Genomic DNA, 16638 nt, shown 5'->3' with positions numbered 1-16638 from the left:
CACCGGTGAACCTTAATTCGCCCTGTTCCGCTCCTCTTCATTACCAAAATCCCGTTGCTTTAACTTCATATTGCTGCTGCCTATTTTATAGCTGATGGAAATCCTTCCTCCCCTGCTATCGCCATAAGACCGAACCGTATTCTTTACGGCATTGGAATAATAAGTAATAAGGGGCCGTTGTGCATTCAGCAGGTCTTCTCCTGTAACCGTAAGCGTGAGTTTCTTATTCATCAATAAGAATTTCATCGAAACATCCAGGATATTTAAGGATGCAATATGAAAGATCTGGTAACGACCTGGTAACTGCAAAGCATAGTTAACACCTACAAAAACAGACTTCGACCGGTTCAGGGTAAAATCATTATTGGTATAGATGTAGGCATTGTATCCATCTACAGATTGTACAAAGCTGGTTTTGGATTTCACATGCTGATAGTTCACATTAAAACCGGTAAGGCTATTCCACCATGCCCACTTATTCATATTGTAAGACGTAGAAAAGCCCAGCTGATAGGTATTGGCATAATTCACCGGTGTCAGCCTGGTAATGTTGGTAGCCTCATTTACAATTGATAACTCCTGTCCGAAATCGGTCACCCGTGAATAATACACGGAGTTTACCCATTGCTGGTTTTTCACGTAGGAGAATTCCAGATTATCGATATAGGATGGTTTTAAAAACGGGTTACCTTCTGAATAAAAATAGGGGTTGCTGCGCACCACAAACGGGTTCAGGTAGTCGAAATCCGGTCTGCGAATCCTGCGGCTGTAGTTGAGTGAAAAAGAGTTGTTATCGTTTGGCACATAGGTTACATAAGCCGTTGGGAACAGTTTGATATAGTTATTATCGTTCATCTGGTCCAGGTTTTGGGAGTAGCCTTTGGTCTGTGTAGCTTCCATCCGCAATCCCGCCTGCGTTTCCCATTTATCGGTTATTTTTTTACTGGCAGAAAAATACAACGCTTCATTATACTCCTTGTAATTAAACACATTGGATTGATCGGTATTGAAAACAGGCTTTCCGGTATGATGATCGTAGACAACCAGGTCATTATTGGTATTGGTATAGGAAAACCGGCCACCAAGACTCAGGTTAGCCCATTTATAAGGCAGGGTTACATCCGTCTTGGCTGAATAGTTTTTGATGCTGTTGACATTGGTGTTGGCAGAAGCAAAGAAGGAGCCTGGCATAATACTTTTGTTATGTGCCAGCTCATTGCCGGAGAAGAACCGGTCATCGGTTTTCCGGTAATCGAAGAAGTCAATGTCTACTGTAATATTCTTTCCCAACGTATCCAAAGCAATGGCATGGTACCAGTTAAGGGCATTCATATTAGGTTTGTTGTTACCCTTTACATCTGATACAACGAAACCATCCGCGGCGCCGGTTGCATTATTGAAGCGGGTCGTAAACGGCTGATTAGCGGATGTACGGTCTGTAAAGCTACCCAGGTACTTGATACCTGTTGTCCATTTGGTCGTCAGTTTATAGTCAATGCCCAGGCCGGCGCTCACTACATCACTTTCAGATCTGTTACGTACCTCTTGCTGCCAGCGCTCCTTTGTATAAAATATTTGCTGCTCAGAGGTGGTCAGTAACCGCTCCTTCCCTTTGTTTAAAGAGGCCTGCAGCGAAAGTTTATTGTGATTATAGTTGAACAGCCCCTGCAGGTTTCCGCTGGCATAGGTCCGCTGCGTATAAGACGCCCCGATGGTGGCATCCCATGAATTGGCCTTTGCCTTTTTCAGTTTAATATTGATTAATCCGCTGTTACCTTCCGCTTCGTATTTTGCCGGCGGCGTGGTGATCACCTCTATACTTTTGATGTTAGCGGCCGGAATGGATTTCATAAAGTTTGCCAGGTCTTCCTTCGGCATTCTTTGCAGGCGATCGTCTATCATGACCATTACCTCTCCTTTGCCTATAATGGAGATATCATCATTTTGTACCCGGATACCTGGCGTGGATTTCAGGGCTTCCAGTGCAGTACCTCCTGTTGGCATTACGGCATTTTCTATATTAAACACCAGGCGGTCTACTTTCTGTTCGAAAAGCTTTTTCCGGCTGGTGATGGTGATACCTTGCAGTGCCGTACCTTCCTGTACTTCGATTACCCCCAGGTCCATATCCTTATCTAACAGGAGGCTACTGTTGCTATATTCCTTTCCAAATTGTTTTATGATCAAACGATAATTACCCTTACCGGCTTTCATGGAGAAATATCCCAACGTATCTGTCATGGTCTGCTGAACGGGTACAGAATCGTTTTTAAGCAAAGTGACATACATAAATGCAAGGGGATTTTTTTGTTGGCCGACAACTTTTCCCTTGACAGAAAATTGCTGGCTGAAGGCGTAGGAATAATTCAAAATGATGGCCAGTAAGAAGATAATCCGTTTCATGTGCTGTGAGTTAAAATGTGACACAAAAGTCTATGGAACAGGTCCTATAAACTATTTTTATCGACAAACCCCTCCCGTTTATCTACAAACCCGGTTTTACATCTTTCTCAAAATCAATACTTTTGTAAAAACAATCAGATGCTTTATAAGGGGACATTATCAAAAAAGACTGAAACGATCATCCATCTCATATTTTGGGTACTTACCGCGTATTTTACCTTCGTGAAGAACCCAATCAATGCGCGGTTATCGATCCCCGACCTGTTTTATATGACCTACGCGATTGTATTTATCTGCACCTTTTACTTTCACTATTTCATCGTGATGAAGCAGGTATTCAGATCCTTTGGGTGGGGAAAGCTACTGGCAGGCCTCTTCATTTCCTACCTGTTTTTCACGGGGGCCCGGTGGCTGACAGAGCAGGTGATTACCAAAATGCTGTTTGACCGGGAAAACTACATCAATCCCGAATTTGTCAACTATATGCTCGACAACCTGCATTATAGCAGTATGCCCATTATTTTCAGTTCCTTCCTTTGGCTGGGCATTTATTTCATCCGGCTACTGGAGTACAATCAGGTGATCCTGGAAGAAAATAAAAACATCGAGATTAAATTTCTAAAGGCCCAGATCAATCCGCATTTTATATTCAATACCCTGAATAACATTTATTCCATGGTGTATTTTCAATCGGATAAATCATTGACCGCTATTGAAAAGCTAAGCCAGATCATGCGGTTCACCACCTATGAATCACAAAAGGAAAAAATTCAATTACGGGATGAAATCAATTACATCAACGCCTATATAGAACTGGAACAATTACGGCACCACGAAACCGGCTATATAAATTTTATCAGTGAAATCGAAAATGAGAGCGTCCTGATTCCTCCTTATGTATTGTCTCCCTTAGTGGAGAATGCCTTAAAACATGGGACCACCTCCAACGAGCATCCTATAGATATAAAGATTACCGCCAACAAAGAACAGCTTATTTTTAAAATAAAAAACGAAATTGGTACACAGAAGAAAGATAAGTTAGGCGGCATCGGGCTCGACAATCTAAAGAAAAGACTGGAGATTCACTACCCACATACGCACCAGCTACATTTAACCAATGAAAAAAATTGGTTTACAGCAGAATTATCAATAAAATTAAGATGAAGAGAAAATTAAATTGTATTATACTGGACGACGAACCATTTGCGGTAAAACTCATCGCAGATTATGTTACCAAGTTTCCGCAGTTCAATACGCTGTATGCAGGCAGTGATGCATTTAAAGTAATCGAAATACTGAACAAAGAGGTGGTAGATCTGATCTTCCTGGATATCCAGATGCCGCAGCTCACCGGTATTGAACTCATGCAGCTATTTAATCAGAAACATAATTTTATCATTATTTCTGCTTATCCGCAATACGCGTTGGATACCTATCAGTTTCATGTAATCGACTTTTTATTAAAGCCGGTTACTTTCAACCGGTTTTATCAGAGTATAGAAAAGTATAATCGCTGGCAGCAAACCTTTCAGCATACGGATACCGACGATTTTCTGTTTGTGAAAGCTGACCGGAAGCATTATAAAATTGCACCCGATTCGATTCTGTATATCGAAGGCCTCAAGGATTATATCCGGATTCACACCAGCGACGAAAAAATCATGGTATTGGAAAATATGAAAGATATGCTGGAAAAGCTCCCCACCAATCAGTTTGTTCGTATTCACCGATCGTACATTATTCCCCTGAATAAAATCAAAGTCATTGAAGGCAATCAGATTCAATTGACGGATGGCACTTATCTCCCTATCGGAGAAACCTATCGGAAAATGGTGAGTGAATGGGTAGGTCGTTCTTAATACAATAGTTATTTATGATTATGTACCAGGTAAGATATCCGGGTATATAAATCCCTCATTTCATATTAACAATAAAACCTTCAGGGCATGGGAGGTTTTATTGTTACATCCTTCTCTTTTTCTACTACTGCAAATTCCAGATTTCCCCATGCAACCGATACCAGCTTAAGATGATCCAGGCACACATTAAAAATGTGACGACGCAACAGTAAGCGGAAATTAGCTTGAACCGCTATTATATTTTATAAGAAGATGTGTAGCTCTTTCCATACATGCCTTCGGATTGTTACCAGCTTTTATTTCATAAATGCCTAAAAGGATCAAATTGTCGGATCTTTGTTACATGGAAAAGAGATAGCCCGGAAAACCTATGGAGGAGCGTGCCTATGACAGTGATTCGCCCGATCAAAGACAGGCATACAGGGAGTTGAACTCATTGCTCCACATAAAACGAATCGATTCAAACCTCCGCCTCAAGATCGACGACAATTCAGAAGGTAGAAAACAGCAGGCTTTTTTTGCCAGGCTCAATGCTTGCAAAAGAGTTATTGATTGTCATGATAGGAATACTGGCTGCTGTCAGATTTCTGTTCAGCCTGCTTTTGTCTTTTTTAGATAAACAAAGTATCTTTAATTGTATTCCAAGCTCCCTTGGTATACAATACTATCTGATTTTCCTGAGTTTAACAATGCCACCAGTTACGGAAACCTGGAAATGGCATAACAGTAGTTATCCCTATTACCATTAACCCACTAATACCCCTTTTGAGGTATTTCGCGTTGAAACACATCCATTACCTTTAATAAATTATTCATTTTAAATAACCATTAAACATATCTATCCATGACAGACGCCAGACATATTTTTTTAGAGATTGATACCTATAAGCTTATCAACGCTTCCATACATGATAAAGGTGGAGATGCACTGGTACTTGAAAATACCAGATTATTCGATCAGGGCTCCATGGCATTAGGAAATCCTATACAAAGCTTTACTATTCCGGTGAGAGAGAACCTGGATATTTTTTTCACTATTCTTCCTCATCTATTGTACACAGATCATAAGCTATATTTCGAGGAATTGAAGCAAATGGAAAAAAGTGAAATAAAAATTATAAGCTCTCTGAATTCGGGAGAACGTCCGGTAAGCTTTAAAGTGACTGTTGAGAAAGCTCCGAATGATAGCAAACTAGTATTCTCTCTGAAAGCAGCACTTCAATATCAGCAGGGAACTGATATTAAAATAATGAATTTGTCAATTGATCCGGTATTAAGAGCTAACCAGGGACACGGTGAAGATTAAATCGTAAGCAAGTTGAATGGACAAAAAATCATAGGAATCTTTTTGGGCCTTTTATTTGGTAGTTGTGGTATTGTGATCGGCCAGCATCAGGACAGAGCAGACAGCCTTAAATTATTGCTGGCTGAAAATGATACGCTTTCTGCATTGTCTAAAATGACTATCCTTGCACAAATTTCTGCCTACTCTTCCTCTCCTGATGAAGTATTGCTTTATGCAGACAAGTTGCATAAAATGGCCTCTTCGCACCGGCATACAGGTTATACCATCGAAGGACTTCAATCCAGAGGAGTGGCTTACAGATTAATGGGAAACTTAAAGATGGCATTGGAAAGCCTGTTCTCAAGTGCAAGTCTTGCGATAGAACACGGAGAGAACAGGCGGCTGACAACCACCTATCTGGAAATCGCCAATACATACGTTGCAAACCATGATCTAAAGAACGCACTGCTGTATAACAAGAAGGCCATTAACATAATAAGACGATACGGCGATAAAGAGCAATTGGCCATCAACCTCCTTAATACGGGATATAGTTACTATACACTTAATGAACTGGATTCTGCCTTGTTGCTCTATAATGAAGCCGCTCCAATTTTTGATACTATAGGTCTTGATATAGGGAGGGCTTATATTGTAGGCAACAAGGCATTGGTAAACTGGAAACAGGGACAATATGATCATGCGGAGAAGGGATTGCTGCATGCCATTGAAATGCTTGATCCATTGGGAGATCAGTTTGGCATTGCAGACTATCGGAATAAGCTGGGCCGGATTTATGCAGAGCAAGGTAATACAGATGAAGCGATAAAGCATACACTTAAAGCACTTAACATTTCCCATGAGCTGGATATGAAAGAACAGCTCAGGGATGCCTATCTCCTATTGTCAGAACTCTACAGAACGAAGCGGGATTATGCCAGGGCATTTAATTATCAAAGCCGGTATGTTGTTTATAAGGATAGCATCGAAAACTCGGAAACCACGAAACAGCTGGCAAACCTGAGAACGGAGTTTGAAGTGAGCCTGAAAGAAAAAGAAATTGTACTGTTGGAGAAGCGTCAGCTGCAGAACAGGGGGTATATCATTATCGTTATTTTCCTGCTCTTGCTCGCAGTGCTGATACTACTGTATTTCCGGCAACGTTTTTTGAATGCCCGGCTGATGGCAGAGAATCAGCATCAGCAGCATGATGAGAAAATCAGGAACTTATTGAATGTACAGGAAACAAAAGCTTTGCAAGCTATGGTGCAGGGGCAGGAGCAGGAACGCAAGCGCCTCTCTCATGAATTACATAATCACTTTGGCAGCCTCCTGGCTACTATCAAAGTGAATATGAATGCTATTGATGAAAAGGCCATCTCCAATTATCATACACTTACCATTTTGGTAGACCAGGCCTGCGCTGATATGCGCAACCTGTCACATTCCCTTAATTTGGGCATATCAGATAATTTTGGGCTGGTACCCGCGTTGAGAGAATTAACCCAACACCTGAAACAGGCCAACCAAATGGAGGTGGAGTTTGCTGCATCGATGTGTCAGCAGCAACTCGATGCTAAAAATGAAATTACCATATACAGAATTATACAGGAGCTGGTAAGCAATGTACTCAAACACGCGGAGGCGACTCAACTATCCATTCTGTTAACCTGCTTCGATGAAGAAAACCTCATAAATATAATGGTGCAGGATAATGGAAGGGGATTTAATGTGGAGGAAGCTGAAAGAACCAAATCCGGGATGGGCCTGAATAGCTTAAGGGAAATGATCGCAAATCTTAATGGAGAGATTCGTTTTGACAGCAATCCTGCAAGTGGCACAACCGTAAACATTGATTTGCCTGTTATCTCAACAATGCTCAACTAATTAAGTGCAATTATGATAAAGGTACTGATAGTAGATGATCATCATTTATTCGCAGAAGGCCTGGCTGCGATGTTTAAACCAGCAGATGGTATTATAGTAGTGAGTACTACCACGAATGGAAATGAAGTGCCTCATATTCTGAACACTATTGAAGTAGATGTGATCCTGATGGATCTTGATATGCCTATCCTGAACGGAATTGCCTGTATGGCGTTACTGAAAAACAAAGGGTATGATAAACCGGTACTTGTGCTTACCATGCATCAATCTATCAGACAGATTAAAGATGCGCTTGAAAAAGGCGCTCAGGGCTACATTCTCAAAGATGCATCGAAAGCAGAATTGATACAGGCTATCAATTACACCAGTGAAAGAAAGAATTATTTCCACCCTAAGATCAATGATCAGGTATTCGATTTTTTCAGAAGTAAAAGCTCCGTCAAAAATAACCTGCATCAACTTTCTGACAGGGAAAAAGAAATTATAAAATGCCTTGCCAACGGCATGAATACAAAAGCTATATCGAATACACTTTATATTAGTGAGCATACAGTGAAGACCCACAGAAGAAATATCATGCACAAGCTGAATGTTAAAACCTCTGCCGAGTTGATTATGCTAGCTATCGAGAAAGGAATTATCTAAGATATATGCTTAGCCGCATGGAGCATTGTCCCCCATCCCCATGTATGTACTACCCTTTATTTGCTTCCCATACCACTATTGGGGTATCGATTAAAACCACTCTTTTGCCTGACATATCCACCACCGAAATGTAACAACTTTGTTATGTCTTCAATGCGCATTAAAACAGACAAGGCGATTCCGAAAAGCCTGAAAAGAGTAGGAAAATAAACATAATCTATTTAATATGTCTGCAATTACCTGGAATAATGGTCAGCTTATCACGATGGGGCAAGGGGATACCGCCACCTGTACCGGAGGATTAAATCAAGGTCAGATTTATGGTCTTTTCTTTTATAATTATGCCGAAAATGATGCGGATACCAATGTTGTCATTACAGGTAACAACAGCTTGCCACCGGTAACCATTACAGTCCCCGGAACGACTTCCAATCAAGGATTGGCAGCCGTATGTTTTGTAAGTGGAGATGATACTTCGACAATAGCTGCCGCTATTCTGAATGGCAGCCCAGGTGCCAGTATTCAGGCATTTATCGGTAGTGTAAAAATGCCCCTGGATCCCACTGGAATAAATAATGTGCTCCTTCCTCTGGATGGGAAGCCACATTCGTTCACGAAGTTTACCCGCTACGCAGCAGTACCCGCATCTCACTGGTATGCAGCCCAAATTACCAGCAATATAAATGCATTCGTTTCGGTACAATTTACTGAAAATACAGCAACCCTATTCTGTGTGAATGCACCGGCAAATGGACTGGGTAATGCAGTGCAGTATTATGGTAACACGGTACAACCTAAGGTGAGCATTAAAAATAACGCGTATCAATCGATAACCTGGAATTTGTCAGGTAACGGTAGTCAAACAGTGTGGATTAATGCCGACAGTGTTCAAAATTCGCAGCAAGCAACAATATCAGTGCAGTCTCTCACGGAGTTGTTCAGTTAAATAGTCTGCTGGCTTTGAAAAGCGAATATTAAGTATAGATACCTGCTTACTTAATATTCGCTTTACGCACACTCTACCACCATCATATTCAGTACATGTCCTTTTGCAATTCCTTCCGCACAAAAGCTATAAAGTCTTGCTGGAGAATACTTTGCCGGGCAAGCGTTACCAGGCACCAGCACCTTTTCGAAAAATCATCCCGGAAAGGAAGCATTTTCAAATCGTCATTCAATAAAGGAGCCACGAGCCATTTGGCCATCACCGTAATGCCCAGATTCAATTTCACCATCTCCAGGATGACTTCTGTCAAAGGCATTTTTATCACCTTCGCCGGCTCCGCGTTGTTGGGTTTTAAAACGTTTTCAACCAAATCATTATCCCGATCCTCGATATCATACGTAATTAATGTCTGTTCCGGAAAATCCTTCGGGTATAACTGTCGTTGCTTTGACAAGGGATTTTCTTTACTGATAATCACCACCAGTTCATCCTGAAAAACAGGGGTAAACCTGAACAAAGGATTATCATCCAACGGCTGTGTGGCCTGCCTGCTGACCAGCGCTATGTCCAATGTTCCATTTTGCAGAAACGACAAGGGCCCTCTGGTAGCGCCATCCATGATTTGTACGGTTACCAGGGGATAGATCTGATGGTACTTCCTGATTAACCGGGGTAGCCAGTTGTACGTGGTATAGCATTCCGTACTAATCCGGATTGTTCCACTTTCGCCATTTTTTAAGGACTGAATTTCCTGTCCCAGTTTTTGTAATTCCGCGAGCACAATGGCGGCGCTATCGATCATCTTCCGTCCGATGGGTGTGAGGTATAGCTTTTTGCTCCTTCTTTCAAACACCTTGGCCCCTATTTTCTTTTCCAGTTCCTGTACATGGTGACTGAGGGCAGACTGAGAAATATATAGTTTTTCGGCGGCACGGGTCATAGAGCCCTCTTTTTCGATGGCATGGATCACCGTCAGGTGATGCAGGTTGATATTTAACATGAGCTAATTAGATGGATAGCTCAAAATTAATTCATTGTTTTCATAGATAACGGTGTAATAGTTTTACGGCTGGAAATAATCATCAATTCAAAACATATGAAAGGATCTCTATTGGCACTTGCCGCTTTACTTTTTTCCAACTACCTCCTTGCTCAGGCATTACCCGCCCGCTGGGACGAATTAGTAGCCAGCGATTTCCCGGCGGCCCTGCAAAAGTCTTCGAAGACCTGTATTCTGCCCATCGGCATCCTGGAAAAACATGGCCAGCATTCGCCGCTGGGCACTGATTTAATCCATGTACGGGAATGGGCAGCCCGTGCGGTACAATCGGAATATGCCGTTGTTTTCCCGGATTATTTTTATGGCCAGATCAACGAAGCCCGGCACCAGCCCGGCACATTTTCCCTGCCCAACAAACTGATACTCGAACTACTGGAAGCTACCTGTGATGAGATTGCCCGCAACGGTTTTGATAAGATCATCCTCCTCAACGGGCATGGGGGTAATCCGGAGTTTTTGGAATTCTTTATGCAAGGCCTGCTCAATAAGCGCCACCACTATGCCGTGTATCTGTACCGGGCGGAAACCGATGCGGCTTACACCCAGGCCTACCAAAAGAAGCATGTTAGCGATATGGGAGGTGATTTGCATGGCGGCGAAAGCGAAACATCCATTTTACTGCATTACCGGCCGGATTTAATGCGGATGAACCGGGCCTCCGATGACAACGGCGACAACCAGCATCGCTCCTCCTTAGCGGGCTTGTATACGCCCATCTGGTGGTATGCGGCCTACCCTAACCATTACGCCGGTGATGCCTCCAAATCAAATGCGGCCCTGGGCAAATTTATCAGCGATCAGGAGATTGCACAGTTTACTAAAGCATTGAAAATAGTGAAGGCCGATACTCAAACCATCAGATTGCAAAATGAGTTTTTCGACAGGGTGGATCAGTTGAAATAGTTTTTTTCCGTGCAGCAAGGAAGGAAAAACGGCAGGTATTTTTCCACTTACAGTTTTGCCCCTGGTAGCGTATTCCTTACCAGGGGCAATAGATTTGTCTTTCAATAATAACCGTGTTACAAAGATATAGTTACATTTTTCGGGTATGTTGATAGCGGCGCAAAAGCCTGAACATATCTATTGACAATAATTACGCTCCGGCCACTGATGGTAGCCATCATATTTACCCGGAGGTATCCTGCTATAGCTGGTTATCTGAAAATAAACCCTTTTTTAAACGGATCCTCCGGATCAAAATAAAAGGTATGTCGCCCGGTGATAAAAGCGGTTCCACTTACCTCCGGTATTACAGCGTTATGATCACCGAAGGTAGTCAGCTCCCGAACGGTTACGCCCATCGTGCTGCCGGTGATACTCTCTATTACAATGGTTTCATTGATCTTTAATTCCCCTTTTGCATGATGCAGCGCTGCCCGTGCACTGACGCCGGAACCAGTAGCAGAGCGGTCTACCTCACCTTCTGCAAAAATGCATACGTTGCGGCTATGATGTTCTTTCTCCAGCGCAGCTCCTGTGAAAATGGTGCCATACAAGAAACTCAGGTCTTCTTCGAATGGATGCCTGATACTAAAATTGTCCATAACCGCATTTTTAATCCTGCGGCCATAGTCAATCAGCTGGTTATAGTGCGGGGCAGTCAGCTCCAGCTGCAGGTCTTCGGCATTTACAAAGGCATAAAATGCACCGCCGTAAGCTACATCAAACTTTACATTGCCGATGCCCGGCACCATTACTTCCTGGTCTGACAAATACAAAAAAGAAGGCACATTCCGGAAGGATACGCTACTGACCAGTCCATTTTCCATCGTGGCACGGGCGTAAATTTTACCCGCGGGCACATTGATGGTTAGTTCCGGATACGGTCCCTCCTTTTTGATCATACCCGTTTCCAGTACGAGTTTTGTTAATGCAAGAATCGCATGGCCACACATGGTGCTGTACCCTTCATTATGCAGAAAGAAGACATCCATATCCGCATCTGTTGAAGTACTGATCACGGCGCCGTACATATCGGCATGCCCACGAGGTTCCCACATGGTACCCGTACGGATAAAGTCCAGGTGTTCCTTGAAGTATCTTCTTTTCTCCAGCACGGTCTCTCCTTTTATTGCCGGTAATCCGGCAATAAAAACACGCAACGGTTCGCCACCGGTATGCATATCTATCGTCTCTATCTTTAACCATTGGGCAGGTGCTTCCCAATGCAGGTTGTTAAGCAGTGTTTGCATATAGTGAGGGCGGTAAATAATTATTGATAAGATGTTCTTTTAAAAATCGATGTCGGTGCCGATACGACGGGACTTTGCTGTTTCGTATAAAGCCTTTGCCACAAACAAATCAAAGAGCGCCATTCCTGCAGATTTGTAGGCAGTAGTCCCCGCTACGTCTACCTGTATTTCGCCGGTTAAAATTTTTCCGATGGTAAATACATCTTGCTCCTGCAAAATTCCTTTCCTGAGTGGATTGATAATATCGCCGGTTTCTGTTTTAGCAAACACCGAATCAATAGCCAGTTTCCCGGATAGCTGGAAAACCAGGTCCGGCAACTCCTGCATATCAGGTTTGTAGGAACCGATACTGATGAAATGTTTATTTTCCAGTAAACGGATATCGTTGGGTAAAACAGGGGTAGCAGACCTGCTGGCTGCAATAACTACGTTTGTATGTTGCAGTATGGTGGCAGCATCTTCACAAGGGATGACCGTTACTGCCGGAAATTGTTCCCGGAGCGCTGTAGTGAAAGCGGCCATACCTGATGCTGATCGCTGCAAACAATATATTTTTTTCACCGGCCGCACGGCACAGGCAAAGATCGCCTGTTGTATTCCCTGTACCCCACATCCTATTAATCCGATCGTATCAGTATCGGGAGGTGTCATATACTTGATTCCGATGGCGCCCAGCGCGCCGGTACGTAGTGCGGTCAGCTTTGCCCCATTCATGATGGCCAGTGGGAAACCCGTACGGGCATCATTCAGCAACATCGCGCCATTTGTAACAGCCAAATCGTGCTGCCTGTTTCCCGGTACAACAGATACCAGCTTAGTACCAAAACAGGTATCGGAAAAGGAAGGCATGGAAAGAAAAGTATTTTCTCCCCAGTCAATATGCATACGTTTGGGAACCAGGCAACTATTTTGCTCATTGGCAATGAGCGCCGCCTCTACTGCTGCTATCACTTCATCCAGTGAAAGCAGACCTGCAATTTCATGATTGTTTAATACCAGCATTATAGATACATAAAAGTCTTACAAGACCACCCTGAATACTAATGAATACCGTGTAACACGGCCGCCGCCGGAGAACACACAGCTGTGTCGTCCTTTTATGATTAAATTAAACTGTCCATGATTATTTAACCAGGCGACGGCAATCTTACCCGGACTTATTTTTCCGCATCTTATCTCCTTTCATCACAGTTCGCTTCTGTGATGGAGGATCGTTTAAACAGTGCGAAAGTATTCCATATTGTTATGGAGATGGTTACCGATGTTAACCGTTTCTTTGCTAAAATTAACCTGCCCGCTGTCTGATAAATGCATGCAGCGGTGAATCCTACCTCTCTATCTGACTTACAGCATCATTATAGTGCTGATAATAGGTGCAATAGCATGTGGGTATCTTTTTTTACGGTAAAGCCATGCGTTATACTCATTGCGCAACATCAATACAGCATAAAATATTTTCTGTATTTAAAATAACTCTTTTTATCAGGTTAATTCAGGTCAATGGTCGATTTCGACATCGCGCTATCTGGGGTATGAAATATCTTAATAAAAAATTCCCACTGGTAAAGCCATGAAAAATATTACAACTTTAGTCATCGAAGTTTTACCGTTATATAACATGATGCGGCACCACCCAAACCAATGTCACGATCTATACCCAAACAGCCGGCTATCGAAAAACCGTTTTTAACAACAACAGCCACAATTATTTAAAACCAGCGACCGGAGCAGGTCCTATGCCATCATCAGTCAGGTCGCCGGCTACTGTTTTTTTGGAGCTGGTACCAGCCAGTCATCCTATTCTTTTCATCTTAAAAGAGCACTACTATAGTGCAGTATCAGTCATCATTTAAATCTACGCCACATGAAAAATCTTTTAACCCAATCTTTACTGGCAATGATGTGTTTTGCCGTCATTTCTTTTTCCTGTAACAAGGATCAATCTTTAAAGGATCCCGTAAATGCATCCGGCAATGAGCATGAGCCGGAGAGTGATGCGCAGACCCAGCGACGCAGTCCGGCGGAAAGCCAGGATTGGTCAGGAACCGTACACACCATCATTGTTACCAACCAGAGCTATGGTCAAGGTAATTCGGTAGATGTATCAGTGCCGTCAGAATATATACTGGTTGGAGGGGGCGCCGCCATTTTGCCTACGTTCGGCGCACCGGGTGCCTACCTGACGGCTGCCTATCCTGATGGTAACCTGAGTACCTGGCATGCGTCGTCTAAAGACCACCAGCTTGTTTTTCCTCATACACTGGTGGCCTATGCCATCGGGTTACGACTGGATGGTGTGCCAAAAGCTGAACTGAAAAAATACATCAAAGTCGATTCCGCCACCGGCGCCCAGGGAACGTTAAATTATGATCCGGAAATAAACGTTTACAGCACACGGGATTATCTCACCATAGGCGGTGGTGGCCGAATTAATGGCACCGGCGATGGCACCTTACTAAATCTCTCTATTCCCAATACCCCCGGATGGTATGTAACCGGTCATCATAGTGTTACAAAAAATCCTTCCACGGCCAGTGCATTTGCCATCAATATTAAACCGGATATTCCGGGGTTTGGCACACTTGAAACGCAGGAAGACTATACCTGGACAGACTACGCTCCTAATCCGGATCCCAATGGATATAAAACCTCTACCGTAGGGGTCAGATCGGGTTGGGTCCTGACGGGTTGTGGCGGAGATGCCTCTTATAATGCCGGACCTAACGGCCGTTTTTTGACGGCCATTATCCCCGATCCCCAGTTAGATGCATTTAATCAACGTTGGGTTAAAGTTATTTCAAAAGATCACCCCCAGCGCCTTCAAAGAACCGGAGAAGTATCTGCACTAACTATTCTGCTGCGTAAAAAACGTTAATAGCAAGCCTGTTTTGGGTTGATACTGATGATCGTACTACCAAATAAAAAGCCATACAACCCACTTAAAGCAGGGATTGTATGGCTTTTCGTTCATTATATAATGAGCTATAAAATCTTGAAATAAGCGCTAATCAATTAAATCCTGCTCTTTTAAAAAGTCAAAGATCAATTTATCCACCTCAGAGATTTTATCTTTATCGGCATACTTTAACCATTTGAAATCTTCTATTTCTGAACATGCTTTTAACGTGCCGTTGTAATTAGCGGCGTAGCACGTCATTTTCACACACACACCATCCGGGTGACTGTCTGCCTGCGCTTCAAAGGTGCCCACAAATCTCAGCGTTTCCACGTCCAGCTCCACATTCAGCTCTTCTGAAATCTCGCGGCAGAGGGCTTGTTCATCATTTTCTCCTTGTTCTCTCTTGCCTCCGGGAATATAATATTTCTGTTTTCCGAGAGATTTGGTAGATAATATGGACTTGTTTTTAATTTCTATCCAGGCAAGTTTGTCAATTACTTTCATATATTTTCTTCAAAATGTGACATCATCTAAAATAAAAAGGCATGTAATTTAACAATAATTATCCTTACTGCCGTATTCACATACAGATACCCGATGCCATCATCCCCATTACCTGGTGTAGGTTAATGACCCAGCCCCTCAATTTTATAATATAAAAACAGCACTTTTTAATCAGCTGTTCAGCGCTCCCAGGTGCCGGTAAGTATTGAGCAGCACGCCTGTTGGTGTAGTTACCGTGCGCACAAATTCGAGTTTACGGGCGTCAAAGCTGTCTGAAAGAAGGCGTTTGCCTTTACCCAATAACACCGGGTATACGATCAGGATCACCTCATCTATCAATCCCGCATCCAGCAGCACCGATGTAAGGGATATACTTCCGCAAAGCACCAGATCAGGGCCGGCTGTAGACTTGAGGTCGCGAAGTCCTGCGATGATGTCTTCCCCCAGGTGCCCGACAGGCCCCCATTCAAGGCTTTCCGGGCGATGAGTGACCACGTATTTTGTTGCGGCGTTGATCGCGTTGGCCATCGGAAAATCTCCCGCATTGGGCCAGTAACCCAAAAACTCATCGTAGGTCTTACGGCCAAGCAGCATATCGAAGCGGGTACCATACATTTCCAGCAGCAACGCCATCCCGGCAGGCGTGCGATAAGGAGCCGTCCATCCACCGTAGGTATAGTTGGCGTCGTGCTCAATAACACCATCCAGGGAAATATGTTCAAAAATTCTAACCTTTCTCATTTTATAGTGATTTGATGAGTGATTTAATGATTATCCAAATTTAAGGCTGCGTAACGACACTGGTGGGGCGCTATTCCGACAATATGAGGGGGTGATTAACCATTGCATTTGATGTAGCCATAAAGGATAGCTGGCACCTGCCATGCGGAACTTTGCCAGTTATGTGTAACTTTAGTCATCGCGCACGCAGGAAATACGTGCCATTCAATCAGGCGTG

At 43.2% G+C, this 16638-nt stretch carries 14 protein-coding genes; 8 read left to right on the top strand and 6 right to left on the bottom strand.

Features of this window, described 5'->3' with window-relative positions; all coding sequences use genetic code 11:
- Nucleotides 1-12 precede the first annotated feature (12 nt).
- A complete protein-coding gene (locus OL444_RS16985; RefSeq protein WP_264731276.1) occupies nt 13-2403 on the bottom strand; it encodes a TonB-dependent receptor in 2391 nt (796 codons plus the stop codon).
- 222 nt (nt 2404-2625) lie between these two features.
- Here OL444_RS16985 and OL444_RS16980 point away from each other — a divergent pair, with 222 nt between their 5' ends.
- The 6 genes from OL444_RS16980 (at nt 2626) to OL444_RS16955 (ending at nt 9025) form a co-directional block, all read left to right on the top strand.
- Nucleotides 2626-3567, top strand: a complete 942-nt coding sequence (locus tag OL444_RS16980; protein WP_264731277.1) for a sensor histidine kinase — start codon at nt 2626-2628, stop codon at nt 3565-3567.
- Nucleotides 3564-4262 (top strand): LytR/AlgR family response regulator transcription factor, encoded by a 699-nt coding sequence (locus tag OL444_RS16975; RefSeq protein ID WP_264731280.1) that lies wholly within the window; start codon nt 3564-3566, stop codon nt 4260-4262. The genes OL444_RS16980 and OL444_RS16975 overlap by 4 nt, the downstream gene beginning before the upstream one ends.
- 844 nt (nt 4263-5106) lie before the next feature.
- Complete coding sequence (locus OL444_RS16970; protein ID WP_264731282.1) at nt 5107-5568, top strand: hypothetical protein; 462 nt, start codon at nt 5107-5109, stop codon at nt 5566-5568.
- 42 nt (nt 5569-5610) lie between these two features.
- Entirely contained in the window at nt 5611-7434 is a 1824-nt protein-coding gene (locus tag OL444_RS16965; RefSeq protein WP_264731284.1) for a sensor histidine kinase, read from the top strand.
- Between the two features lie 12 nt (nt 7435-7446).
- On the top strand, nt 7447-8079 hold the full coding sequence (locus OL444_RS16960) for a response regulator (RefSeq protein WP_264731286.1): 633 nt from the start codon (nt 7447-7449) through the stop codon (nt 8077-8079).
- Between the two features lie 226 nt (nt 8080-8305).
- Nucleotides 8306-9025, top strand: coding sequence for a hypothetical protein (locus OL444_RS16955; RefSeq protein ID WP_264731288.1), 720 nt, complete (start codon nt 8306-8308; stop codon nt 9023-9025).
- Between the two features lie 88 nt (nt 9026-9113).
- On the opposite strand, the gene OL444_RS16950 is transcribed toward OL444_RS16955, so the two are convergent.
- A complete protein-coding gene (locus OL444_RS16950) occupies nt 9114-10025 on the bottom strand; it encodes a LysR family transcriptional regulator (RefSeq protein ID WP_264731290.1) in 912 nt (303 codons plus the stop codon).
- 96 nt (nt 10026-10121) lie between these two features.
- Between OL444_RS16950 and OL444_RS16945 the strand changes: the two genes are divergently transcribed.
- Nucleotides 10122-10988, top strand: a complete 867-nt coding sequence (locus OL444_RS16945; RefSeq protein ID WP_264731292.1) for a creatininase family protein — start codon at nt 10122-10124, stop codon at nt 10986-10988.
- Between the two features lie 251 nt (nt 10989-11239).
- Here OL444_RS16945 and OL444_RS16940 read toward each other — a convergent pair whose 3' ends face one another.
- Together OL444_RS16940 and OL444_RS16935 are read right to left on the bottom strand one after the other, a co-directional pair.
- Nucleotides 11240-12277 carry a proline racemase family protein gene (locus tag OL444_RS16940; RefSeq protein WP_264731295.1) on the bottom strand — a complete coding sequence of 346 codons (1038 nt, stop codon included), beginning with the start codon at nt 12275-12277 and terminating at the stop codon, nt 11240-11242.
- Between the two features lie 39 nt (nt 12278-12316).
- Nucleotides 12317-13279: an ornithine cyclodeaminase family protein gene (locus OL444_RS16935; protein ID WP_264731297.1), complete on the bottom strand. Its 963-nt coding sequence runs from the start codon at nt 13277-13279 to the stop codon at nt 12317-12319.
- 862 nt (nt 13280-14141) lie between these two features.
- Here OL444_RS16935 and OL444_RS16930 point away from each other — a divergent pair.
- Nucleotides 14142-15152 (top strand): hypothetical protein, encoded by a 1011-nt coding sequence (locus OL444_RS16930; RefSeq protein ID WP_264731299.1) that lies wholly within the window; start codon nt 14142-14144, stop codon nt 15150-15152.
- A 129-nt stretch (nt 15153-15281) separates the two neighbouring features.
- On the opposite strand, the gene OL444_RS16925 is transcribed toward OL444_RS16930, so the two are convergent.
- Both OL444_RS16925 and OL444_RS16920 read right to left on the bottom strand, forming a co-directional pair.
- Nucleotides 15282-15680 carry an NUDIX hydrolase gene (locus OL444_RS16925; protein WP_264731301.1) on the bottom strand — a complete coding sequence of 133 codons (399 nt, stop codon included), beginning with the start codon at nt 15678-15680 and terminating at the stop codon, nt 15282-15284.
- Nucleotides 15681-15851: 171 nt separating this feature from the next.
- Nucleotides 15852-16421: a dihydrofolate reductase family protein gene (locus OL444_RS16920; protein WP_264731302.1), complete on the bottom strand. Its 570-nt coding sequence runs from the start codon at nt 16419-16421 to the stop codon at nt 15852-15854.
- Between the last annotated feature and the right edge of the window lie 217 nt (nt 16422-16638).

It is taken from the genome of Chitinophaga nivalis (genome assembly GCF_025989125.1).
In the GTDB taxonomy this organism is placed as follows: Bacteria; Bacteroidota; Bacteroidia; order Chitinophagales; family Chitinophagaceae; genus Chitinophaga; species Chitinophaga nivalis.
Note: the sequence above shows the minus strand (reverse complement) of the source record. Positions and strands in the feature narration are given on the sequence as shown.